The organism is Achromobacter sp. HZ34, assembly GCF_002209485.1.
Classification (GTDB): Bacteria; Pseudomonadota; Gammaproteobacteria; order Burkholderiales; family Burkholderiaceae_B; genus Bordetella_C.
The window spans coordinates 1-24,486 of the sequence record NZ_NJIX01000004.1; the positions used below are offsets into that span (position 1 = coordinate 1).

Below are 24,486 nucleotides of genomic sequence, written 5' to 3' on the forward strand. Positions count from 1 at the left end.
TCCATCTGCGCGGCGCCCGTGATCATGTTCTTCACATAGTCAGCGTGGCCCGGGCAGTCAACGTGCGCATAGTGGCGCGCTTCCGTTTCGTACTCGACGTGGGCGGTGTTGATGGTGATACCGCGTGCCTTCTCTTCAGGCGCTGCATCGATCTGGTCGTAAGCCTTGGCTTCGCCGCCGAACTTCTTCGACAGAACGGTGGTGATCGCTGCCGTCAGCGTGGTTTTGCCGTGATCAACGTGACCGATCGTACCCACGTTGACGTGGGGCTTGGTACGTTCAAACTTGCCTTTTGCCATGGCTGACTCCTGACCTGGATGTGCGAACTAAGAGATGACACAAAAATTGGTGCCCATGACGCGGATCGAACGCGTGACCTCTCCCTTACCAAGGGAGTGCTCTACCACTGAGCCACATGGGCAGGGAAAAACTTCTTCACTGCGGTGGTACTACTTTCACTACGCGTCCTGCAGTGTGCTGGAGCGGGTGAAGGGAATCGAACCCTCGTCATAAGCTTGGAAGGCTTCTGCTCTACCATTGAGCTACACCCGCTTACCTTCAGCTCGCACTGCGACGACTGGTACTACTCACTGCCAAACACCTGCTTGCTGCCTGTACCGCTGGACTACGTTTGCCGCCACACGACGGTCTGGCTTTCCGCCACAACAACATTCACTGCTTCTTCTCTGCCACAACATCCCGCAATTGCCTGCACGGCCGCGAAGCATACTCCAGACATTGCAAATCCAGGCAAACCGCGCCTGGATTCGGCCATCGACTTCTGCTTGGCTACCGCCAACTGCTACGACACGCTTTCGCCTGCCGCTGAAGAATCTTGGTGGAGGGGATTGGATTCGAACCAATGTAGGCGCAAGGCCAACAGATTTACAGTCTGCCCCCTTTAACCACTCGGGCACCCCTCCGCAGAGAATTCGAGATTATGGAGATGTTTGTTTTGCTTGTCAAACGATGCGGAGGAGTTTTTTTGAATTCAGCGTCTGTCGAAGATTTCCTGCAGGCGCTCGGGGTCGCGCGTGCGCGTCAACGCCAGCATCAACAGCACGCGGGATTTCTGCGCGGACAGTTCACCCGCGGCGACGAAACCCGCAGCGCCATCGTCGATCTCCGCGCCACGGCCGACGTAGCCGCTGCCGGTACGGCTGGCGCGCACCACCGCCACGCCCTTCGCGCTCGCGCGCTTCAACGCGTCCAGCGCGGCATCCGTGGCGTTGCCGTCACCCACGCCCGCCAGCACCAGGCCGTCGTACAAGGTCGCCAGCGCATCGATGACGTCCGCCTGCAGATCCGCATGGGCGTACACGACAGCCACGCGCGGCCACTGCGCCACGGGCCCCAGCGCCGCCAGGTCGAAGTGTTCGGATGCCGCTTGCACATGGCCGTGGAACAAGGGCTCCACCCCCACCATCACGCCGATACGGCCGCCGTTGGGCGACGCGAAAGCGTTGATGCCGCTGGCGGCGACCTTCTGCACTTCCCGCGCGGTGTGGATGTCACCGTTCATCATCACCAGGGGACCGCGCGCCTTGGCCGAGGCATGGCGCGCCAACGCCACCGCCGCATACAGGTTGGCGGGGCCGTCGGCACTCAAGGCTGTCGCGGGCCGCATGGCGCCCACCAGCACCAGCGGCTTGCGCGCGGGTACGGTCAGGCTTAGAAACCACGCCGTCTCTTCCAGCGTATCGGTGCCGTGCGTGACGACGACGCCCTGCACGTCCGTATCCGCTTCCAGCGCGCATATGTGTGACGCCAGCGCCTGCCAGACCGCATGGGTCATGTTCTGGCTGCCGACATTGGCGATCTGCTCGCTGCGCAGGCGCGCCAGGCCGGCCAGCTGGGGCACGGAGGCCATGAGCTGCTCGACAGTGATGCTGCCGGCTACATAGGACGAAGACGTCACGCTGGCTTGTACGCCGGCAATCGTGCCGCCCGTGGCCAGCACGGCGACCAGGGGCAAGGACGCGCTCTTGGCTTGCACCGAAGCGGACGCAGCGGACGTGTCATGCATGTTCAAGCCTCGTCGAGGACGCCGGACAAGCCCTGCTTTTCCAGCAGCGCATTCAGATGTTCCCAGCCATGGAAATCGATGACGATCTGGCCGCGCTCGCGCGCGCCGACCTTCAGCGCAACGCGCGTGCCGAGAAAATCGGACAGGGCTTCTTCCATGCGGGTGACATCGCGCGAAGCGCCGGTCTTCTTCTTCTTGCGCTCGGCAGGCTCCGCCGCCATGCCCGCCGCGGTAACCAGCTTTTCGGCCTCGCGCACCGACAAACGCTTGGCGACGATCAGATTGGCCAGCTGGATCTGCGTCGCGGCATCGACAGCCAGCAAGGCGCGCGCGTGGCCCATGTCGACGTCGCCGGCCAGCAACATGGTCTGCACCGGCGTCGCAAGGTTGAGCAGGCGCAGCAGATTACTGGTGGCCGAGCGCGAACGTCCGATCGCTTGCGCGGCCTGTTCATGCGTCAGGCCGAACTCATCCAGCAAGCGCCGCACGCCGTGCGCTTCTTCCAGCGGATTGAGATCTTCGCGCTGGATGTTCTCGATCAGCGCCATGACCGCGGCGTGTTCGTCGGCCACGTCGCGTACGAGAACGGGGACTTCCTTCAGGCCGGCCAGTTGCGCGGCGCGGAAGCGCCGTTCGCCGGCGATGATTTCATACTCGCCCGGCAAGTCCGGCAACGAGCGCACCAGGATAGGTTGCATGATGCCTTGCGTGCGGATCGAATCCGCCAGCTCGGTCAGTGCACCTTCATCCATGCGGGTACGCGGCTGGTACTTGCCCGCACGCATGCGCGTGACCGGCAGGACCGATGGCGGACCCTCTTCTTCCTTGGCGGTCTTCTTGCTGAAGGTTTCGATGGCCGGCGCATCGGCGCCCAATAAGGCATCGAGCCCGCGCCCCAATCCTTTAGGTTTTTTCGTCGCCATATTCAATCCTTGCCAGGCTGTTTATCTTGGGGCGCGCGATACCAGTATCGGTAGCGCTCGGCGAAGCCCATCACGCCGTACAACTTGCGCGCGCCATCGTTCCCGCTCTCCACCTGCAGATACGCGTGGCGCGCGCCATGCGCACGGCCTTGTGCCAGCAGATGTTCCACCAGGGCGCGGCCGTAACCGCGCCGGCGCGCCTCGGGAATGACGACGACGTCGAACACGCCTACGACGCCTGCATCCATGACCGCGAGACCGGCGCCGACGATGCGGCCTGCGCCATCGCGCGCGATGACTCGCGCGTTGGGAACGGCGATGTCGGTGATGCGCTGCTGATGCTCCCGTACATGCTCCTCGCCATAATCACGCAGCTTGCCGGTGACGGACGCGAACAGATCGGGCGAGCCGATCTCGTAATGCAGCAACGGTGTGGCGGAAGGCGCCACCGTCGGCAGTTCGACACCCATGACCAGCGTCTCATCGATGCGTTCGAAGCCGCGCTGTTCCAGGGTGGCGTCCAACGTGGGATCCACGCAGGCCGAGTTGAGCCGAAAAATCAGGGGACGTCCAACGCGCTGATAATGCGCGCGGCAGAACGCCAGCTTTTCATCGATATCGAGCAGCGGCGCGGCAATCGGATTGATGCTGCGCGCGCGGCGCGCCTTGGCATTGGCCCAGCGCAGCAGCCAACCGTCGTAGAGCATCTGTTCGCGCACCACGGTCGCATTCAGCGCGGCTTCTTCCATGCGCGCACTGAGCGGATCGCGAGTGGCCACGGCCATATCGGTATCGATCGTTTGCATAGGTTCAAGTGGTAACGGTTTTGACGCGTTCTATCATCTCCGCGCCAAACGAGATGTAGGCCTGCGCGCCGCGTGAATTACGGTCATAGACCACGCCTGGCAATCCATGGCTGGGCGCTTCGGCCAGCCGGACGTTGCGCGGCACGATGGTGGTGAAGACCTTGTCGCCGAAGTGCGCTTCAAGCTGCGCCGAAACCTGCTGCTGCAGGGTCATGCGCGGATCGAACATCACGCGCAACAAGCCGATGACACGCAGCTCGGGATTGATGTTGCGATGTACGCGCTTGATGGTGTTGACGAGGTCCGACAGCCCTTCCAGCGCGAAGTATTCGCACTGCATCGGAATGATGACGCCATGCGCCGCGGCCAGCCCGTTGAGCGTCAGCAAGGACAGCGTGGGCGGGCAATCGATGAGAACGAAATCGTAGTCATCGGCGACCGTGCCCAGCGCGGCGCGCAACTGGCGCTCGCGCTCGTCCATCTGCACCAGGTCGATTTCCGCGCCCGCCAGTTCGCGGTTGGCCGGCAGCACGTCATAACCGCCCACTTCCGAACGCACGCGCGCATCGGCGATGGTAGTGTCGCCGATCAACACTTGATAAAGGTTGGATTCGAGCGAGCTCTTGTCGATGCCGCTACCCATGGTCGCATTCCCCTGCGGATCGAGGTCGACCAGCAAGACGCGCTTGCCGTATGTGGCAAGGCCGGCAGCCAGGTTGATGGCGGTAGTGGTCTTGCCGACACCGCCCTTCTGATTGGCGATGCAGAATACGCGTGCGGTGCTGTTGGGGGGAGTAGTGCTCATGGGTTTCCTAGGCTGCCGCTCGCGCGGCGCATCCAGATAAGGCAGCGCTGTGCATCGAGTTCCGGCACCGAGATGGGCTGGATGTTTTCGATGCGCCATGCACCTTGCAACTGCAGCTCGTCGATTTCCTCGTCGGGCGTCTTACCCTTCAAGGCGACGAGGGTACCATCGTCGGCCACGTGGCGTCCGGCCAGATCGGCAAAGTCGCACAGCGAGGCAAACGCGCGCGACGTGACCACGTCACAGTCGGCCGGCTCCAACTGTTCCACGCGCGCATGCAGGGCTTGCAGATTGGACAAGCCGAGCACGCCTGTCATCTGGCGGATGAAGGCGGTTTTCTTTTCCACCGCGTCGACGCAGCTGATGCGCCAGGCGGGCCGCATGATGGCCAGGATGACGCCGGGCAGGCCCGCGCCCGCGCCGATGTCATACAGCTTGCCGGCGGCCGGCATGGCACCGTCCAGAGGCGCTACCACGGCCAGGCTATCGAAGACGTGGTGCACCAGCATCTGCTCCGGATCGCGCAGCGCCGTCAGGTTGTAGGTGCGATTCCAGCGCTGCAGCTGCGCCAGATAGGCGAGCAGCTGCTCCACCTGGCGATCGCTCACGGCCAGCTGCAGGGCGGCGCAGCAGGCACGCACGCGCGCCGCCGGATCGTTCGATGAAATCCGGGTGGGGCTCATGCGGCGTGTTTGCGCGAGCCGTAATGCAGGCGCTTCAGATGGATCAATAGCAGGGATATCGCCGCCGGGGTCACGCCGGAAATGCGCGCTGCCTGGCCTATGTTTTCGGGACGGTGGGTCTTGAGCTTCTGCCGCACTTCGAAGGACAGGCTGGTGACAGCGTCGTAATCGATGTCCGCGGGGATGGGCTGCTGCTCGTGGTTCAAGTGCTTCTGCACTTCGTCCTGCTGGCGCGCGATATAGCCTGCGTACTTCAGCTGGATCTCGATCTGTTGAGCCACTTCCCCGTCAGTCACGCCCGGGCCTGCCAGCAGGCTGCCGTCGACGTTCTGCGCATCCATCAATTGGCGGTATGACAAACCCGGCCGCTTCAGCAGATCCGAGAGTGAGTACTCACGTTCAATTGCCTGGCCCAGCAGGGGCGTTGCGACCTCCGCGGGAAAAATGCGGGGATTCACCCAGGTGGAACGCAAACGCTGGATTTCCGTTTCCACCGCATCGCGTTTGCGATTGAAAGCCTCCCAACGCGCATCGTCCACCAGGCCCAGGCGCCGCCCTATTTCGGTAAGGCGCAGATCCGCGTTGTCTTCACGCAGGGTGAGCCGATATTCCGCACGCGAAGTGAACATGCGATACGGCTCGGTAACGCCGCGTGTGATCAGGTCATCCGCGAGGACCCCCAGATAAGCCTCGTCTCGGCGCGGCGTCCAGGATTCCTTGTCCAAGGCCGCAAGCGCGGCGTTGACGCCAGCCAGCAGGCCTTGGGCGCCCGCCTCTTCATAGCCGGTGGTGCCATTGATCTGGCCAGCGAAGTACAGGCCGGAAATGGCACGCGTTTCCAGCGTCGACTTCAATCCACGTGGATCGAAGTAGTCGTACTCGATGGCGTAACCGGGGCGAAGAATGTGGGCGTTGGACAGGCCGGGTAAGGAGTGGATCAGATCCAGCTGGACGTCGAAAGGCAGGCTGGTCGATACCCCGTTGGGATAGACCTCGTGCGTGTCCAGGCCTTCGGGTTCGAGGAAGACCTGATGGGCTGACTTGTCGGCGAAACGATGGATCTTGTCTTCGATGGAAGGACAGTAGCGCGGCCCTACCCCTTCGATGACACCGCTGTACATCGGCGAGCGATCGAGGCCGGCGCGGATGATGTCGTGGGTACGGCTGTTGGTATGGGTGATCCAGCACGGCAGTTGCCGCGGGTGCATGGCCACCGAACCCATGAAGGAGAACACGGGGATGGGATCGAGGTCGCCGGGCTGTTCTTCCAATACGCTGTAGTCGATGCTGCGGCCGTCGATGCGAGGCGGCGTTCCCGTCTTCAGGCGTCCTTGCGGCAGCTTCAATTCCTTCAGGCGCTGGCCCAGGGATATCGCCGGCGGATCGCCGGCACGTCCGGCCGAATAGTTTTGCAGGCCCACGTGGATCAGGCCGTTGAGAAATGTGCCGGCGGTCAGCACTACCTTGCGGGCCAGGAACTTGAGCCCGATCTGGGTGACAGCGCCGACCACGCGGTCGCCTTCTACCATCAGGTCGTCCACGGCCTGTTGGAAAAGCCATAGGTTGGGCTGGTTCTCCAGACGGGTACGGATGGCTTTGCGATACAGCACCCGGTCGGCCTGGGCACGGGTTGCCCGTACGGCCGGGCCCTTGGAGCCGTTGAGGGTACGAAACTGGATGCCCGCTTCGTCAGTGGCGATCGCCATCGCGCCGCCCAGGGCATCGATCTCCTTGACCAGGTGGCCCTTGCCGATCCCGCCGATCGAGGGATTGCAGGACATCTGTCCCAAGGTTTCGATATTGTGGGTGAGCAGCAAGGTCTTGGCGCCAGCACGAGCGGATGCCAGAGCGGCCTCCGTTCCGGCATGGCCACCGCCTACCACGATCACGTCAAACTCACGCGGATAATCCATTTTGCAAATCAGATAAAGAGCTGTAGGTGGGGATTATAAATTCGCTGCCAGGGCCTTGCTATGTTTCACGTGAAACAGTGGGTGGAGGCGGAAGGGTCTAGGCCATATGGTCTGCCCTGTATCGACCTCTGTCCTGTGACTTCTATCCCGTAACTACCGCCCTATGACTGATGCTCGTGACTCACTGCCCTGCCCCCTTGCAGACAACAAGCGCTAGCGCCATGACGATCAGCTGCCCGCACGCGTAGAACCCTCTGCGAGCGAGGCACCGTCGTGCAGTGTGCCCTCCGGTGTGCGGTGACCGTTCTGGATCGAAGGGTTGGGATTCCAATGTGCTGCGGCAGTCGGCAACGACTCAAGTTGTGAGTGGTACGTCGCCACAATGCCAATGTTTCACGTGGAACATTGGACGGGCTTTGCGCCCTACTCACTACCCAAGGGCTGGCACCACGGTTGTCGAGCGTAGCCCTCTGCACCTGTCTCCAGCGAGCTACAGAGTGTAGCCGGTCGAGTGCCGGGGAGCCAAGTCTGGTTACCGCTTTTAAGTACGGGGAACGAGTGTTGTTGCTTCAGGCAGACGGGGACGGGCCGCGAACGCGCGCAATCAGACTTCGCCCGGATGTTCCACGTGAAACATTGAACGATTTGCTGCCGGCTTACAAGAATCTGGCAGTGCCTTTAACGCGCTGTGGACCCCACGATGCGACCCAGGATCTAACGGATCTTGCCTTGGTAGGCCTCTGCGCCGCCACCAGGTAATGCCTATGCCGGCGTCGATGCCTATGCGTCCGCCTGTGCCTGTGTCTGCGACTGTGCCCATGCGTTCGCCTATACCTGCGTGTGTCTGTGCCTAACCCCATACACTTACTGATACTTGGCCTAAGCTCCGTCTACCTGAAGTGAGAATGTTCCACGTGGAACACCCGCTGCGATATCCCTTTGCCTGGAGGGCTGCGGCCGACGTCCCTTTCTCAGGTCCACGGTTGACTGAGTGAACCCGTTAAGAATCCACCTTATGTTCCACGTGAAACAGAACGGGTAAAAGCTCTAGCCCATATGGCTGAGCCTTGGATGCGTTGCTGCCCTTCTACTGGAAGGCCGAGCAATGACCCGCGTAATAGTCCACGTATAGCGGCTATCCCGCGAACGGCCCGTTCAAGAAACCCGCTTCCCGCCCGCGACTTTTCCGAATCGTTGATGCGGCAAAGAAGTCCACAACAGCGGACGGAGCAGCGAAGGAAGCGGGTGATTCTGCAAAAGTAATCCACAGGTTGCGCAACGGGCGAACTGGTTGCTGTGCACAACCCAACCCACGCCAACAAGCCTGGGGATAGTTTTGTGAATAACATCCACAAGGCCTCGTGGAGCACAGGGGACGCGCGCCTCTCCAGTCGCCACTCCCAGGGCGAAAAATACCAACTGCAGGGCATAAAACGACACCGTTTTACAAAAAGGCCTATAAAGATCGCTCCCTACCCCGCGTTTTTGCACCCTTCCCAGGGACGGACTGCGCCTAATGGATAGCGCTCAACCTGTGCATAACTCCGTATGTGGATATCCAGCCAGTACCCGGAAAGCGTCCCCTGGATACCGCCCCTCAGCGCGACTTGTCCCGCGATACCGCACAGTTACTCACATAGTTATGCACATCGCCGTCACAAAGCCCGCCGCAAAGCAAAACGCCCCGGACTGGAAAGTCACGGGGCGTTGGTGCCGGCTCTACGACCGGCGCGGGCAACGGATTACCCGGCTTATAGCGGACGGATCTCCGCCGCTTGGGGCCCCTTCGGGCCTTCCTTCACATCGAATTCGACATCCTGGCCTTCGTTCAAGCTGCGATAGCCGCGACCTTGAATCGCCGAGAAATGGGCAAACACTTCCGTGCCACCCTCATCCGGCGTGATGAAACCATAGCCCTTGTCAGCGTTGAACCACTTCACTTTGCCCTTCATGACTCACTTCCTTTATAGATACAGTACGGTAGGCGGTGTTATTCAAAAAATGGTTTTACCAACCGCATGGGGCCATGCTTGCACCGAAGCCACGCCGCGTGACGCAGGTGGGCCGAGGTAGCGGAAAGCTAATGACGCCCGGCATGAATACCACTGCCGATCGAGCATACTCAGACGCCCCTGGCGCGGACAATGTGCTGTTTACCCTTATGTGGCTTTTTTCCCACCAGCCAATGGTGGGATACTTCACCCCACCTCCCATCACACCCCCTGACGACTAAAAATGATCCGATCCAAGTTGCCCGACGTCGGCACCACTATTTTCACCGTCATGAGCCGCCTGGCCATCGAACACAAGGCGGTCAATCTGGGCCAGGGTTTTCCGGATTTCAATCCTGACCCCCGCCTGCTGAAGCTGGTCGACAAGGCCATGGCCGATGGCCATAACCAGTATCCGTATATGCCCGGCGTGGCCCCGTTGCGCGAGGCCATTGCGCGCAAGACCAAGGACCTGTACGGCCACGCCTACGATCCCGAGACGGAAATCACGGTGACCAGCGGCGCCACCGAAGCACTGATGGCCACGGTCCTGGCCGCTGTGGGCCCCGGCGACGAAGTGATCGTCATCGAGCCCTGCTACGACTCCTACCTGCCTTCCATTCGCCTGGCCGGCGCCACCGCGGTGCCGGTACCGCTGCGCGCGCCCACCGCCGCCGATCCCTACTACCGTATCGACTGGCAGCGTGTGCGTGACGCCATCACGCCGAAGAGCCGCCTGCTGATGCTGAACTTTCCGCACAATCCGACGGGCGCCATCCTGGACGAAAGCGACCTGGATGCGCTGGAGCAGATCGTGCGGGACACGGGCATCCTGCTGGTGTCCGACGAGGTCTATGAGCACATCGTGTTCGACGGGAAACCGCACGCCAGCCTGGCGCGTCGTCCGCTGCTGGCCGAACACGCGTTCGTCATCTCCTCCTTCGGCAAGACCTATCACACCACCGGCTGGAAGATCGGTTACTGCTGCGCCCCCCGCCAACTGAGCCAGGAGCTGCGCAAAGTGCACCAGTTCATGGTGTTCACCGTGTCTTCGCCCATGCAGTTCGCATTGGCGGAGTTCATGAACGATCCCCAGCCCTACCTGGACCTGCCGGCGTTTTACCAGGCCAAGCGCGACCGGCTCAGCCAGGGTTTGGCCAAGACGCGCTTCAAACCCCTGCCCAGTCCGGGGACGTTCTTCCTGATGGCGGACTATTCGGCCATGTCGGATTTGCCCGAAGCGGATTTCGCCCGGTGGCTGACGGTCGACCACGGGGTGACCGTCATTCCCATCTCCGCGTTCTACCAGCGTCCGGATGCGCCTGAGTCCAACCACCGCCTGGTCCGTTTCTGCTTTGCGAAGAAAGACGAAACGCTGGATGCCGCCCTGGAGAAACTGCAGCAGGTCTGACGCGGCCTGCACGCCGGTTGTACGCAGCCGGCCACCAGATTGGCTATCGTCTGTGGATAAACCCACTCCCAAGCCCTCTTGAGGCGCTCCTGGCGCTTCAAGAGGGCTTTTTCCTGCCTGGGACCCATCCCAGGGCCGATCGATGGCTGGAAAACGTCAGGGCAAGGCCAGAGGCCTTGCCCTTGTCGTTTTGGGGGCTGGCTTCGCTCAAGAAATCAGCAAGGTCTGGCATCCGAGCCCTTCCCTCTCTGGATATCCCGGGATAAGCAGGCCATCCGATGACGACTTCGCATCAAGTCGGCATGCCGGTTTGTCCCCGCTGTTCCCACTCCCTAAGTTGTTCAACTATCTTTTCTATATATAAAGACTAATGATGGATAAGGGCTGTGGATAACTGCATCAACTCAGAAAAAACCCGGATTTTCAAAAACTTGCAGCGGTTTTTGCGTGTGTAGCAGTTCTGTTTGCGATGTGCACGAAAGTTGAGCAACTTTTGTGGGCGCCATCGAAGACGGTATTTGTACCTGTGCGGTCCACACGCTGTGCACAACCCCGCTCCTTAGTGCTTATCCACAGGCCGGCAGGAAGGTTGGATTGCAAACTATCCCTCTTCCTGTGGACATCAGCCCTTTCCGCGCAGAAAAACGCCCCGAGGGCCGCCAGCCCGGGTCCGGCCTCCGCGCCGCACCTGAGTTGTCCACGAAAATTTCTATCCTGCTCGGATTTGCCGTACAGCAATCCTGCCGCGTTGAGCGCGCGCGGTGGATAAGCGGCAGTACCTGGCTCAAGGAACCCCGGTTTTGAACGCTTGGCGGCCCGATTTTCGTGCTTGCTGTGGATAAGGAGGCTGCGATGCCACCCTGGAATGCGAAAAACGCGCAGTTAGTGAGCAGAACGGCAGGATTTCCAGGAACGCCCAGGGCGGGTGTCTTCGGGAGACTATGGGTTATCCACGCGCGGTCGCGTTTGCCGGAAACAGGTGTACGCGTAGCTGGCTATGCTGAACCGAAATGGACGCCAGCCAGACTTCCGACGCAGACGCGTCCCCAGACTCTGCATTACCAAGGCAAGGTCCGCAGGACGAGGTCTTCGACAGACCTTTTTTTGAGGGGGCCGGCGTAGGAGTAGGAGAAAAAATGTTTTCACATCTTTTCTTCTATATATAAAGACTGATTATGATGGGTGTCTGTGGATAACTACCTCAACCTTGAAAACTGCTTTTCTTTCAGCCACTTGCGCGGCTTTTTGGATGTGGAGCAAGTCTGTTTTTAGACAGGGGAAAAGTTGAGCAACTTCCGGCGACCCGATCGCAAAGGGGTTTTGTCCAGATTCCTTCCACAGCGTGTGCACAACTCGCCTGCTTAGACGTTATCCACAGCACTTTTGCGCCGCAGTGACCCGTGCTGCACGTGCGCGGCAGCCCGTAGACCACCGCAATCGGCATATCTATCTGCCGATTAGTCGTTTTATTGGATAGATCTTTTCCGATAGCCAGGGTTTATCCCAGGTAAGAGGCGGCGCACAATGCAGTCCATAGAGAAACGGTTCAGCAGGCGCGCGGTGGGTACCGCCCCCTGGACCGACCTAACCGGACTGGAGTTTGAAATGAAAATCCTAGCTAGCGCAGTTGTTGTTTCCCTGGCCATGATCGCCGGCGCCGCCCAAGCGGCCACCCCCCGGGGTGATTCCGACAACGTCCCCTTCCAGGGCACTTATGGCCAAGCCGACCAAGGCGTGAGCCGCGCCCAGGTCCAGGCCGAACTGGAACAAGCCAAGGCCAATGGCCTGAGCACGATCGGCGACATCGACAACGCTGCCTTCCAACAAGGCGTGAAGGTCAGCGAAGGCGATGACAGTGGTCGTACCGAATTTGCCTGATCGCGGCGCAAGCCACTGAAGTCATGCAAGGACGACGCAGAAAGAGAACTCGATAACGTCGTGAAATGCCGAAGCCCCGCGAACAGCGGGGCTTTTTTTTCTTGGGGAAAACCTTGGGGATAAGCCTGGGCACAGGCTGGGAGCAAGCTGTGGACAGCGCCGGGAAAACATACGCAAATCCAGGGGAAATCATGTGGGCAACCCTGTGCAAACGCTGTGGATTGCCTGGGGGAAACGCCGTGATAACAGTGGAAAACTTGGCCGCCTTCATAGAGGCCAATGCGCTTCCACCGTTTTTTTGGTGTCGGCGGCACATGACCTGAAACCGGCACCGACCTGGAACGCTTTTACTTCTAGAAGCGGACCTGGTCTTCCGCCGCGAGCGGTGTTTGCAGGTCGCGTTCGTTCATTTCCCACACGATCAGGCGTGGCGGCGTCTGCTTCCAGGCCGCACTCTTGAAGTAGGTCTGCGCGGCACCGCCGAACTTGCCGCCATCGCGCGCGAAATTGCCTACCGACACGCCCAGGGCCTGGGATAGCTGCGGCGCGAACGACGAAGTGCGCGAATACGACGTGCCGATGAGTGCAAGCGTGGGCAGGCCGCTGTCGCCGAACAGGTCGTCCGCGCTGTTACCGGCGGCGGATGCCGGCGGCGCTTGCGTGGTCCAGGTATGTTGCTCGATCACCTCGCCAGGCGGTTGCAGGCCGACGGGCAGCCAATCGACACCCGCCAGGCGCACCAGATCGCCCGGGCGCAGCGCCGGCGCGGATGCAGTGACGCGATAGCCTGTCGGCGGCTGCAAAGGCACGCCCGTGCCCTTGATGCGTTCCGCCACCGCGCGTGCCGCGGCGCCGGCACCCGCCTCGGTCCAGTGCGTGTCTGTACGGTAATAGGCGTCCTGGCCCAGCCCCGTCAGCGCGGCGCTCAGATCCACGGTCTGCACGCCCCGCCCCTGCAGGGTCTGCACCCAATGCGACAGGCGATCCTGGAATGCCGGGGAGCGATGCAGGTCGCACAGACGCTGCGCTTCGATGCGGCTCTTGTCCGGCACCACGGCCACCAGCAGCTTGATGCCGCGTTTGGCCAGGGACTGCTGCAACTGCGCCACGATGTCCGCGCGCGCCTGCTCGTGGGCCTGGCCGTTGGCGTGTACCTGCAATTCATCGCCGAGGAAAAGCCAGCCAGGGCAGCCGCGCCGCACGCGGTCACCGAGGTCGCCGATGGTCAGCCAGCCCAGCCCGCGCTGCAGCCTGGCCGCCTCGCTGCTGAAATCCATATCCGCCAGGCGGGTCGACATGTCGTGGGTGACGCCGCCATCCAGAATGCGATGGGTCGATATATCGTCAGGCAGGAAGCTGTGATCGCCGGTCCAGGTCCACCATGCGTTGCTGGCCGCGCCGGCCGCCATGAAGGCGACCAGCACGACGCCGGCAAGGCGCGCGGTGCGCCGGTTCAGCATGTTGGGATTGAGCGTGGGCGGTTGTTCGGGGCGAGTCGTCATCGTGTGCGCCTTAGAACTGGAAGTACAGGAAAGGCACGGCACCACGCGAGGCGATCAGTGCGTAGGCCAGCAGAAAGCCCGCGACGGGCCACAAGGCGCTCCAGACGACGCGCATGCGCGTTGGCGGCCGTGCCGACCACCAGGGCTGCAGCGCTGGCAACACCACGCACAGTACGCCCAGTGCGGCGGCCAGCCAATGCGCGGGCCGTAGCGTGTACGTCATGGCGTCGCCCAGGCCCACGCCATTCAGGCCGAATTGCCCGCCATACATGGCCAGTGCGGCGTGGAAATTGGTGGCGCGGAAGATGGTCCACGCCAGCATGACGAACAGCAACGTGAGGACACGCGACAGCCATGCCGGGATGGCCGGCAGGCCGTTGCTGTTCCAGGCGCGTGCCACGGCCAGCGCGGCGCCATGCGCCAGGCCCCACAACAGGAAGTTCCAGCTTTCGCCACCATGCCACAAGCCGGCGATGCCCATGGTCAACAGCAGGTTGCGATAAGTCTTCCACACCCCGCCGCGATTGCCGCCCATGGGGATGTAGAGATAGTCGCGGATCCAGCTGGACAGCGACAGGTGCCAGCGGCGCCAGAAGTCCTGGATGCTGCGCGCCAGATAGGGGTGATTGAAGTTCTCGGGCAGATGGAAGCCCATCATCAGGCCCAGGCCTATCGCCATCGCGCTATAGCCGGCGAAATCGAAGAACAGCTGCAAGGTATAGGCGCCGCACCCTATCCATGCATCGGCCAGTGAGGGTTGATGCAAGGCGAACGCGGCATCGACCACGGGTGCCAGCGTATCGGCGATCAATACCTTCATGCTCATGCCGACCATGAAGCGGCGCGCACCCAGGCAGAAGTTCTCCCAGTCCATCGTGCGATGGGCCATTTCCTTGTCGACCCAGGCCCAGCGGATGATGGGACCCGCGATGAGCTGGCCGAACATGGCTTTGTATGCGGCGAAGTCGATGAAGTTGCGTTCGGCGCGCACGTCCTGGCGATAGACGTCGACCAGATAGGACACGGCCTGCAGCACGAAGAAGGACAAGCCCGCGGGCAAGGCCACGCGTTCCCAGGCCAGCGTCATGGCGCCGTCCATTGCGCCCCTCATGGCCGCGATGTCGTTGAACGTGGAGACCAGTATGTTGGCGTACTTGTACCAGCACAGCACGCCGGCGTTGGCCGTCAGCAGCAGCACCAGCAGCCACTTGCGTCCGCGTCCGGCGCGGCACTGCTCGATCAGCAGACCGCCGCCCCAGGCCACCACGGTCACCGCGACGAGCAGCAGCAGGTAGATGGGCTTGAGCCAGCTGTAGAACAGCCAGCTGCCGACCAGCAGGACGAAATTGCGCGCGCGCTGCGGCGACAACGCATAGATCACGAGGAACGCCGGCAGGAACAGCGTCAGGAATTCAAGAGACGCGAAGACCATGGTGGCAGGCCGACCTTATCGCGCGGTCTTGTCTACCGCGTGCAGCAGACGCGGGCCATTGGCCGATGGCAGCAGGAATATCGTGTGGCGTTCACCGGCCTGTAGCGTACCCAGGTCCACTGCCGTGCCTGTCGGCTTGCTTGCGCAGGAAGCGATCACGGACAGCGGTACCGGGTTTACCTGGCGTCGCGCCACGGCGCCATTGGCGACGTGCTCGAACATGGCCACGTTGCGCACCGCGGCCAACAGGCCTGCATCGGCGCAATCGGTGTCCAGGTTGTAGAAGCCGATGGATACCTTCAGCGCGTTGAAGTCATCCGGTTGCTCGCGCATGATGACGGCCTGCAGGCCTTCCTTCGCGGGCAAGCCGACGACGGAAGCGAATTCGCCGGGCTGCACGGATATGTCCACAGTCTGTTTGTTGGCACCAGACTCCAGCGTTCCCTGCATCGTGGTGCCGGCGCGCACTGGCATGAAGTCGGAGACCGGCTGTTGCGCATCCAGTTTGATGCGAGCTTGCGAGCCTTTGGCCGAAACTTCCAGCTCGTCGGCACCACCATTGACGAAGCGCACGAATGAAGCGTCTTCTGCCGGTCCGGTTTCGTAGAGCTGGATAGTGGCGGCGCCTGCGGCGTGCGCGCACAGCAGCAGGGTCAGCGCGGTAAGCGTGCGTTCAATGCGGTGCTTCATCTGTCGTGGTCTCGTCGGCAGTCGTTCATCAGGTTGTCACGCGGGTCCGTGCGTCACTTCTTCTGCAGTGCCTTGACGGCGGGAAGTTCGCCGAGCTGCTTGTCGATGGCATCCCCCCAGGTCTTGTAGCCGACGTTGGTGTAATGCTGGCCGTCCGTGGTCGGCCATTGCCCAGGCGTGGAGAACGTTGTCGAATCGATGTACGTGCACGGTGCGACATTGGTCGAAAGAAACGCCGACATCTGCTTCACTCGCGGGAAGTTCTTGCCATACTTGCCGCCTTCGGTGCCCCAGCTCGGACCGATCCACACGCAGGTGGTACCCGTTCCAGAAATGGCCTTGGTGAGTTCCGTGGTCTGCTGCCAGACCCAGGTTTTCGGGAAGGACTGATTGGTGTACCCGGCCATGGTGTCACCCAATACGACCAACACCAGATTGGGCTTTTCCTTGGCGATAAGCTCGGTGATGGGCGTCGTATGCGCATCCTTGCCCTTCAGGACAACCTGGCCCGAATTGACGCGCTCGGCGCCGCCGCAACTGCCGGTCACGGTCTTGGTCCAGTCGCCCGCATTGCTGCCGCAGACGCCGATGGTGTGGACCTGGGCGCCTTGCTTGACGAGGTCGTCCTGCAGGGTGGTGATGAGATAGCCGGGGGCGGCCAGATGGCTATCGCCGACGATAAGGATACTCAGACCAGCTAAAAGGGAAGTCAGCATGACGATACTCCTACGTGAAACGCGCCTGCCCTAACGGGCATAAGGCGATTGATACGGGTTGACCGGAAGTGCGAGCGGCCGGGTTTGCGGGTAGAAGGCATAACGCAAGTAAAGACCGCCAGCGTATTGCCGGTAATCGGTGGCATTGTCCATGGACAGCGTGCCGCCGAGGAAAAGGTGCTTGTTGAGTTGATATTCCGCTGCCGCGGCAAGGTTGTAGCCGACGCCAGTGTGCGACTGTCCGCTGTATTTTGGATTGCCATTGGCGGCCTGCAGATCGCCGTTGGTGGGGAAGTAATCGGCGTCGTCTTCCTTGAAGTGCTGCAGGCCGACCGAACCTTGCAGCTTGTAGCTGAAGTTGCCGGACCGCTGCGCCCAAGTGACCGGGACGCTCAGCGCATAGAACTGCTGCGGACTGAAGTAACCGCCATTGCCGTATGTGAAGTAGCGTTGATTGTTGTCGTAGAAGATCGTGCCCAGGTTCAGGCCGGCCGTCAGCTGACGCGTCGACTCACGCATCAAGTTCCAATAGATGCCGGTGCCGGCTTCGGTACGGGTATTGGACTCGACGTTGTGGCCAAGCAGCTTGTTCCAGGAACCATAGGCATAGACGCCATAGTCCTTGTTGTCCATACCGATCTGGCCCTGCACGCCATTGCTCGTCACTGCGCCCCAGCGTTGGTCCGTGCGGTCGTCACGGGCGCCCGCGAAGGACACCAGGCTGTCGGTCACCGCGCGGCGCGATCCTTCCACGCTATACCAGGTACCATCGGATGCACTGATGGGTCCATTGATGCGGACGCCGCCGACCACATTGGAATATTCGAAGCCCAGGGGCGTCGCGCCGACATCGGCGGACAAGCCCTGCATCTGGTAGCCGGCGGATACGCCGACACCGTTATCGCGCTGTCTTCCCGGTGAACCAGTCGCGGCGCCGCCGCCGAAGCGATTGACGCTGTTGCTGTCGATGCCGCCGGCGTTCAACCACACCGGTGTAGCACGCAACGAGACTTTGCCGTCGCCGGCGGGTATCAGCGCTTCCACTGGCGCATCGACCTCGGTCAGCTTGCTTAGGCCGGATTCTCCGTTGTTGGAACGCACGAAGGCGCCCGCGCGCATTTCCGGGCTGCGTTCCTGCATGACCTCATCGAGTTCCTGGCGCAGCGTGCCAGGCGATGTGTCGGGGGTGTTGGCGCGAACCGGTGTGCCGGGTACCGTGGGCTGTGCCTGATCGGCCTGCGCGTAGTAGTAAGCCGGCGAATACGTTTGAGTGGCGCCCGTACCTGGGCCCGGGCGCGTGGCGATACCACCGGCATAAGCTGCCGCGGCCCCGTTGGCCGCGACGGCATTGTCGCCGCGTGCATCCGTGGGATACGCACCGGCGGGTTGTTGCGGTTGTGCCGCCGCAATCGGATAAGGCGCTTCGGTCGAACGCGCGTATTGGGCTTCGGAGGTGGGATAAGCGTAGGCGGGCTGGGACGGTTGTTGTTCTCCCAAGGCTTCGCCGATCACTTGCGACATGCGCGTGGGCGCGCTGCGTTGTCCCGGCAAACCAACGAAAGGATTGCCATCTGGATTGCCGTTGCCCATCGCTGGCTGGCTATTGGCGGCCAGCGCCATACCGCCGTTGCGCTGTTCCTGCGCGGCGATGGCGGCCTGGTAAAGCTCGGCCGCCTTGCCCGTGCGTCCCCGCGCGCGATAGATGCGCGCGGCGCCGGCAAGTACGTCTGGATCGCGCGGCGCCAGCGCCACTGCCTTATTGAGCGCCTGCTGCGCTCCACTCCAGTCATCGGCTTCGGCTGCGATGCCTGCCACGGCGATTTGCAGCTGCGCGTTGTCGGGATCACGCGCCTGCAGCTTGCGATAGATGTCCAATGCCTTGTCGCGATCGCCACCGGCGGCATACATGCGAGCCAGTGCGCCCTGCGCCAGGGGATCATCGGGATTGCGCTGAAGCACGGGCTGCAGGATATCGTATGCCGCCACCAGATCGCCACGCTGGCGCATCGCTTCGGCTTGGCGAATGGTATAGAGGCTGACCAGGTCCTGGAATTGGCGATGCTGGTCGGCATCCATGGGTTGTTTCTGCAGTTGGCGCAGCACGCTGGCGGTCTGCGCATCGTCCCCAGCCTTGATCAGTACGCTGGCGTAAGGAATCAATACGTCCGGACCAGCCGGGCGCGTGCCGTTGACCAAGGGCTGCATCAGCGCAAGCGCGCGCGGCGTATCGCCGGCATCCACATAGGCTTGCGCAATCGCGCCCAGCAGATCGGGTTCGCCGGCCGCGGCGGCCTCCAGCCCGGCCAACTGGCTGCGTGCCTGCGTGGTGTCGCCGGCCTGCGCCCGGCGCGCCGCCTGGGCCGCTTGTTCATGTACCCACAAGCGCCGCTGGAACGGTGTCATTTCCGGCGTACGGCCGGTGGCCGGGATACGCGTCATGGTGTCATAGGCCTTGCCCCATTCGCCGCGTTCCGAGGACAGTAGCGCGCTGGCGTACAGAACGTCAGGCGCTTCAGGCTGGGCCTTGACCATGTCATCCATCAGACGCTGGGCCCGCGCCGAATCACCGTTGCGAAGCAGCAAACGGGCCAGTTCATAGGTGATCCAGGGATTGCTCGGATCGGTGTTGCGAGCGTCCTCCAGCAGCTGGCGGGCGCCCGCCATGTCGCCGCGTTGCTGCGCCGTGCGTGCGCGGCTTGCCGCGACGGAAGCGCGCAGACGGCTGACGTCGCCGATCTCGGCGGCCTGCGCCGGCGTCATGCTGGATATGAGGCGCAATGCCTCTTCCGGTCGATTCGTCTGCGCCAGTACGCCCACCAGGCCGCGCATGGCTTCCGGGTCGTTCTTCTGGCGTGCCAGCACATAGCGATAGGTCTTCTCGGCATTGGCCATGTCGCCCGCGCTGGCATACACGCGGCCCATGGCGTTATAGGCGCCGACGTTGGCGCCGTCCAGCCGGATAGCCTGTTCCAGCAACCTGCGCGCGCCGTCGGTATCGCCGCGCAGGCGCGCGGCTTCGGCCTGATCGACCAAGGTCCAGTAGCGCGCGCCGGCCAATGCACGGGTCCAGTTTCGGCCCGCTCCAGGACGCCCCGCCGCGCGTGCTAGCAATTGCTGGGCTTCCGCCGGCTTGTCCTGCTGCATGCGTACCAGACCCAGGCCGCCGAGCGCATCGGGGTCATTGGGCGTGGCACGTAGCTTCTCCTGGAACGCGGCTTCCGCCGTGGCCAGGTCGTTGTTCTTCAGCGCCGCGAAACCGCGCGCCAGGCGTGCATCCTGGCGCCATGCCACGGCGGGCGCGCCGCGTGGCGCCGCGGGATTGTTCATGACGGCGCGCACCTCGGCGTCATCCGGATGATCCTTCAGGTAGGCTTCGAACAGTGCCTTTTCGTCGGCACGCGGTGCACCTATCCAGATCAGGCCGGAACGCCAGCTGTCGGTGGCGTCCGCGCCCACGTCCTTGCGTTGCGCCAGTTGCGCCAGCATGCGCACGCCTTCGGCCCGCCTGTCTTCAGTGCGGATGAGGTGCTTGGCCAGCGCCAGGCGGACGTTGGCATTATTGGGGTTTTCGCGCTGCAGCCTCTGCAGGCCGTCGATGGCGCGTTGCAAGCCTTTGTCGCTATAGCCGAGAAAGCTGTAGTACTCCAGCGCGATATCGCCCTGCGGTTCGCGGCCCTGCAGCGCCTTGTCGTAGGTCTGCATGGCCTTGTCGATATCACCGGAAACGGCCAGCATGCGTGCCTGCTCCAGGTCCGCCGAGCCGGTACCGCTGGCCAGCGCGATGTCCTGTTGCAACCGTTTGACCCAGGTGCTGTTGGCATCGAGCTGGGTCAGCCTGGTCAGCGTGGCCTGGGCGTCGCCCGTGCGTTTTTCGCGCACGGCGGCCAGGCCCAGGCCATAGAGTGCTTCCTGCTGGTTTGGATCGGACAGCAGCAACTTTTCCCAAGCCTGGGTAGCACGCCGGTTGTCCCCCTGTGTCTGCCAGTAGCGGCCCTGTTCGAGCAGCGAAGCGGTGGCGGCGGGTTGCGCCCAGCCGCTCTGGTGCAGCAGAGTCGCAAGCAGACCGACGGCCAGCTTGTGCTTGTGGCGGCTCAAGGACATTTCTTCTCCCACTCCAATGACACACGGCCGGCATCGCCGAACCGGTAACGCTGCTCGAACCAGCCGGTACCGAAAAGGCTGAGCACGTAATCGTAATAAGGCGGCTGCCTGGCCGCCAGGTTATCGGGGCTTACGCTGGCGGCCAGGCCGGCGCGCACGCGTTCGAGTTGGGCGGACAGCACGACGTCGTTGCCCCGCGCCTGCAAATATGGCAACAAGGCCGCGGAAAAACCGATGGGGCCGGTACCTTGCGTCGTGCCGCTATCGGCCTGTACCGATTCAGGTGGCGCGCCCGCTATCGCGGTGGCATCCGCCAGCCCGTGCAGCGCGGTTTGCAATGCTTGTGACGCGGGATCGCCGGCCGGCGTCACGCCGGCCCAAAGATAGTTGCGGATGGCGTCATAGCTGCCTTTGACGCCATGTTGCGGATCGGGGATGAACTGGCCCAGCCCCGATGCCTGTTGCCCCGGCACGGCGGGCAAACTGCGATAGGCTACCCAGTCGGCCGCATAACCTTTCGGCGTAATGGCCTGGATCAGGTGCACCGTGTTGGTGGCTACCTGCGTCCATGGCCCCTTGGGCGATGCTTGCGCCAGCCGGCGCAAGACCGGTATCGGCATGTAGCTGGGATTCAGGCGCCATTGCGTGCCGCCCTCGACGAAGCCTTGGGGCGCCGGCAGCAGCATGCGACCGAGCCCGGGCAGATCGGCGATCTCGCGGGCTTCTATCTGCTTCAGCAGCGCCAGTCCATCGCGGGTGTAGTCGGGCTCATGCCATAAGCGTCCTGCTTCCAGCAGCGCATACGTGAACCACAAGTCGGCATCGGACGCGGAATTGGTGTCCAGCACGCCCCAACTGCCGTTGTCGAGTTGTCCCCAGGACCATGCCGGCAAGTGATGCGCGATATCGGCGGCGGCCAGATTCAGCACGCTCCACCGCCACAGCTTCTGGAACGTGGCGCGGTCGTTGGCCACCAGCGCGAAGAACATGGCGTAGGACTGGCCCTCCGACGTGGTCATCCGCTGCCGGGTGCTGGCGTCGATGACTCGGCCGTCGTCCTGCACGAAGTATTTGACGAAGTCCGACCACTGCGGCCATGCGATCGCGGTGCAGGACGGCGGCGTCGCTGTTCGCGTCTGTCCTTGCGCTGCCGCGGCGGCCTGTGCCTGACCATGGGCCTGGCTGGCGACGACACCCAGCGTCAACGCCGCCAGTATGGCGCGTGGACGCCATGCAAGCGATTGCGGACGAACGGAGGGGCGCTGCGCAGCCGGCGACAGGGACATCAATCGACCTTTGGGGGGCGGCGCTGGAACAATGCGCGCAGGATGCGCACCACGACGAGGATTACCACCAGCCATGCCAACAACGTCACCAGCAGCTTGAGCAGGGTGTAGCCGGGCAGCACGGATGAAATCCACCAGTCGATGCGCGTAAGCAAAGGCAGCTCGCCGACGTAGTAAGTCTGGTCGCCGACCAGGGCATCGACATGCTTGCCGCGAATCACCGACAGACTGCCCTGGATCGCCTTGTCATAGCCCTCCCCGCCTTGCAGCGCGGCCACGGCTTCGTCCAGGCCCTCCGGTTTGTTGCTGGCCAGCAGCACGACGCTGCGCTTTTCGGCCAGCGGCGATTCGAACCCGGCGACGATGGCGCTGACGCCCGCGCTGGTATAGGACATGGCGGCGCGCGCGGACTGCTTGTCCTTGCGTGGATCCAGGTGGAACCAGTCGGCCACCCGATACACGATATCGGACACGTTGAAGCGTGCGCTGCCCTCGTAGGCGCCCGGGATGCGCGCGGCCCATGTCTTGAGCAAGGGTTGGTCGGTGCCGGCGCCGATCACCAGCAGGTCCTTGGCGGCTTGGGCATTGACTTGCGCGGCCCGCGTGACGGTGACGCCTACCGCGGGATAGCCGGTCGATTCACCCATGCGGCCCATGACGGCCAGATAGGCGCCATATTCGCGCGGCCCGGCGTTGTCGCCCAATACCACCGCGGTTTCGGACAGATCCGCCATGCGGGTAAAGGGGAAGCCCGCATCCGAGAACGCACGCAGGTCCGGCATCGCAATGAAGTGTGGATAGCCGGATATGTCGATCGTCGACTCCGGCTCGATCATGCCGCGCGTGTTGTCGATGATGATGTCGCGGCACTCGCCCTGCTTGATGTAGTCGTACATGTAGCGAAACTGCAGCTGGCTGCGTGACTTCAGCAGTTCCAGTGGCACTTCCAGCTGTGCGCGCATGGGCAGGCTGGTATCGGGCAGCACTTCGGCGCGCAGCTTGTCGCCGCCTTCGATGCGTTCCAGCGCGAACAACGGTATGGACTTGACGAACTGGTCCTTGACGCTGAAAAGCAGCGAAGAGTTCACCGATGTCGGCTGCGGCGTATAGCGATAACGCAGATCCACCGGCACGTTCTTCTCGTGCCAGCCGAACAGGTCGGGCGGCACGCGCACGTCGATGCGGATGACGTCGGGACTGAAGCCGGAGACGTTCAAGCGCTTGGGATCGACCATATCGCCGAAGCTGACGGGACGATCGCTACGCAGCCACCTGGGCGCATCGTAAGGTTGGCGCGGCTTCAGGTCGGCCAGTTGCGTCACCGCGGCCGAGGCGCCCGAGAGGGTCTGGCTACCCAGGGCCAATGCGGCAGCGGCCTGCTTCAGTTCCTTGCCGTCGCGGCCCAGCACCAGCAGCAGTTTGCCGTCGGCATCGTTGGGATTGGCCACCACGGCCAGGGTCGGACCGGTGACCGTGAGCTGCGTCAAGCTGGCGATGTTGGAGCCGGTGGCGAACACCACGGCGTTGCCCTTGGCAGGCACTTGCGCAACCGTTGCGGGGAAGTCGGCGCCGCGGTAACCCGCCAGTGCACCAAACCACGAGGACAGCGCGCCTGCTGCTTCCAGCGTGGCGTCATCCGGCTTGGCCTGGAACACAAAGGGCAGCACCAGCTTGCGCATGTCGCGCTTGTCGAAGAAAGGCAGCGGCAGGTTGGCCAGGTCATCGGGCAGGCGCAGGGGCGCGGTGGCCAGCTCCAGTTCGCTATGGTTGCTGATGTTGGCCCAGAGGCTTGAGTGCAACGGGTCTTCGCAATTCAGCGTGTAATGGCCGATCAGCTGCAGACGCAAGTCGTTGTATGCGGTGATCAGGTAGGACGGGATTTCGATCGTGCGTTGCAGATTGGTTCCGGCCGTTTCACGCGGCACCGGGATGGTGGCTGCAACCTCGTCGTTGACCAGGACGTTGATGTGCGAAATGTCGCTGAGCAGTGCCGGCGAATACGCGTAGCGCAGATCCAGGCGCGCGCCAGTCACCACGCGATCGTTGCGCACGCTGAAATTCAGCGTATTGCTGCTGTCGACGCCGCGCAGGTTCAAAGGATATTGCGCACCCAGTTGCTTGAGCGAATAGGCCTGGTCGGCCTGGAAGGGCACGGCTGGTGTTGGCGCGGCAGCCGCGGCGGGCGGCACCGTGCCGGCCGTCGCCGCGCCGACTTCGGCGGCCTGGGCCACCAGCGAGCAGCTCGTCAACAACGCCAGCGACAAGCGCGCGAGCGTGGGCCGGCGGCGGCGATGGGGAGCTGGGGATACAGGCTTCTGCATGG

Annotated in this window: 17 protein-coding genes and 3 tRNA genes; 2 read left to right on the forward strand and 18 right to left on the reverse strand. The window is 62.8% G+C overall.

Annotated elements, in window-relative coordinates; translation table 11 throughout:
• From CEY05_RS16610 to CEY05_RS16660, 11 genes are all read right to left on the reverse strand, one after another.
• On the reverse strand, positions 1 to 299 hold a 299-nt coding region (locus tag CEY05_RS16610; RefSeq protein ID WP_233161568.1), incomplete at its 3' end, for a GTP-binding protein.
• 47 nt (positions 300 to 346) lie between these two features.
• Positions 347 to 421 (reverse strand) — tRNA-Thr (locus CEY05_RS16615).
• Between the two features lie 57 nt (positions 422 to 478).
• A tRNA-Gly gene (locus CEY05_RS16620) sits at positions 479 to 552 on the reverse strand.
• Positions 553 to 836: 284 nt separating this feature from the next.
• Positions 837 to 923 (reverse strand) — tRNA-Tyr (locus CEY05_RS16625).
• A gap of 68 nt (positions 924 to 991) precedes the next feature.
• Positions 992 to 2,026 (reverse strand): asparaginase, encoded by a 1,035-nt coding sequence (locus CEY05_RS16630; protein ID WP_088597612.1) that lies wholly within the window; start codon positions 2,024 to 2,026, stop codon positions 992 to 994.
• Between the two features lie 2 nt (positions 2,027 to 2,028).
• Entirely contained in the window at positions 2,029 to 2,949 is a 921-nt protein-coding gene (locus tag CEY05_RS16635; RefSeq protein ID WP_088596636.1) for a ParB/RepB/Spo0J family partition protein, read from the reverse strand.
• Between the two features lie 2 nt (positions 2,950 to 2,951).
• On the reverse strand, positions 2,952 to 3,755 hold the full coding sequence (locus CEY05_RS16640; protein ID WP_088596637.1) for a GNAT family N-acetyltransferase: 804 nt from the start codon (positions 3,753 to 3,755) through the stop codon (positions 2,952 to 2,954).
• A gap of 4 nt (positions 3,756 to 3,759) precedes the next feature.
• On the reverse strand, positions 3,760 to 4,560 hold the full coding sequence (locus tag CEY05_RS16645) for a ParA family protein (RefSeq protein WP_088596638.1): 801 nt from the start codon (positions 4,558 to 4,560) through the stop codon (positions 3,760 to 3,762).
• A complete protein-coding gene (rsmG, locus tag CEY05_RS16650; protein ID WP_088596639.1) occupies positions 4,557 to 5,243 on the reverse strand; it encodes a 16S rRNA (guanine(527)-N(7))-methyltransferase RsmG in 687 nt (228 codons plus the stop codon). The genes CEY05_RS16645 and rsmG overlap by 4 nt, the downstream gene beginning before the upstream one ends.
• Positions 5,240 to 7,156 (reverse strand): tRNA uridine-5-carboxymethylaminomethyl(34) synthesis enzyme MnmG, encoded by a 1,917-nt coding sequence (gene mnmG, locus CEY05_RS16655; RefSeq protein ID WP_088596640.1) that lies wholly within the window; start codon positions 7,154 to 7,156, stop codon positions 5,240 to 5,242. The genes rsmG and mnmG overlap by 4 nt, the downstream gene beginning before the upstream one ends.
• Positions 7,157 to 8,907: 1,751 nt before the next feature.
• On the reverse strand, positions 8,908 to 9,108 hold the full coding sequence (locus CEY05_RS16660) for a cold shock domain-containing protein (RefSeq protein WP_088596641.1): 201 nt from the start codon (positions 9,106 to 9,108) through the stop codon (positions 8,908 to 8,910).
• Between the two features lie 283 nt (positions 9,109 to 9,391).
• Between CEY05_RS16660 and CEY05_RS16665 the strand changes: the two genes are divergently transcribed.
• A complete protein-coding gene (locus CEY05_RS16665) occupies positions 9,392 to 10,558 on the forward strand; it encodes a pyridoxal phosphate-dependent aminotransferase (RefSeq protein ID WP_088596642.1) in 1,167 nt (388 codons plus the stop codon).
• Between the two features lie 1,605 nt (positions 10,559 to 12,163).
• Entirely contained in the window at positions 12,164 to 12,436 is a 273-nt protein-coding gene (locus tag CEY05_RS16670) for a DUF4148 domain-containing protein (protein ID WP_158219347.1), read from the forward strand.
• A 353-nt stretch (positions 12,437 to 12,789) separates the two neighbouring features.
• Here CEY05_RS16670 and CEY05_RS16675 read toward each other — a convergent pair whose 3' ends face one another.
• From CEY05_RS16675 to bcsB, 7 genes are read right to left on the reverse strand one after another with little or no spacing between them, the layout of a single operon-like run.
• The gene (locus CEY05_RS16675; protein ID WP_088596644.1) at positions 12,790 to 13,938 is read right to left on the reverse strand and encodes a cell division protein FtsQ; all 1,149 of its coding nucleotides are present in this window, start codon (positions 13,936 to 13,938) and stop codon (positions 12,790 to 12,792) included.
• A gap of 10 nt (positions 13,939 to 13,948) precedes the next feature.
• Positions 13,949 to 15,370 (reverse strand): MBOAT family protein, encoded by a 1,422-nt coding sequence (locus tag CEY05_RS16680; RefSeq protein WP_088596645.1) that lies wholly within the window; start codon positions 15,368 to 15,370, stop codon positions 13,949 to 13,951.
• Between the two features lie 15 nt (positions 15,371 to 15,385).
• A complete protein-coding gene (locus tag CEY05_RS16685) occupies positions 15,386 to 16,060 on the reverse strand; it encodes an alginate O-acetyltransferase AlgF (RefSeq protein ID WP_088596646.1) in 675 nt (224 codons plus the stop codon).
• A 53-nt stretch (positions 16,061 to 16,113) separates the two neighbouring features.
• Positions 16,114 to 16,776, reverse strand: coding sequence for an SGNH/GDSL hydrolase family protein (locus CEY05_RS16690; RefSeq protein ID WP_088596647.1), 663 nt, complete (start codon positions 16,774 to 16,776; stop codon positions 16,114 to 16,116).
• A 30-nt stretch (positions 16,777 to 16,806) separates the two neighbouring features.
• Positions 16,807 to 20,877 carry a cellulose biosynthesis protein BcsC gene (locus CEY05_RS16695; protein ID WP_088596648.1) on the reverse strand — a complete coding sequence of 1,357 codons (4,071 nt, stop codon included), beginning with the start codon at positions 20,875 to 20,877 and terminating at the stop codon, positions 16,807 to 16,809.
• Entirely contained in the window at positions 20,868 to 22,163 is a 1,296-nt protein-coding gene (gene bcsZ / locus CEY05_RS16700) for a cellulose synthase complex periplasmic endoglucanase BcsZ (RefSeq protein ID WP_088596649.1), read from the reverse strand. Before bcsZ ends, CEY05_RS16695 begins: the two co-directional genes overlap by 10 nt.
• On the reverse strand, positions 22,163 to 24,484 hold the full coding sequence (gene bcsB / locus CEY05_RS16705; RefSeq protein ID WP_233161569.1) for a cellulose biosynthesis cyclic di-GMP-binding regulatory protein BcsB: 2,322 nt from the start codon (positions 24,482 to 24,484) through the stop codon (positions 22,163 to 22,165). The genes bcsZ and bcsB overlap by 1 nt, the downstream gene beginning before the upstream one ends.
• Between the last annotated feature and the right edge of the window lie 2 nt (positions 24,485 to 24,486).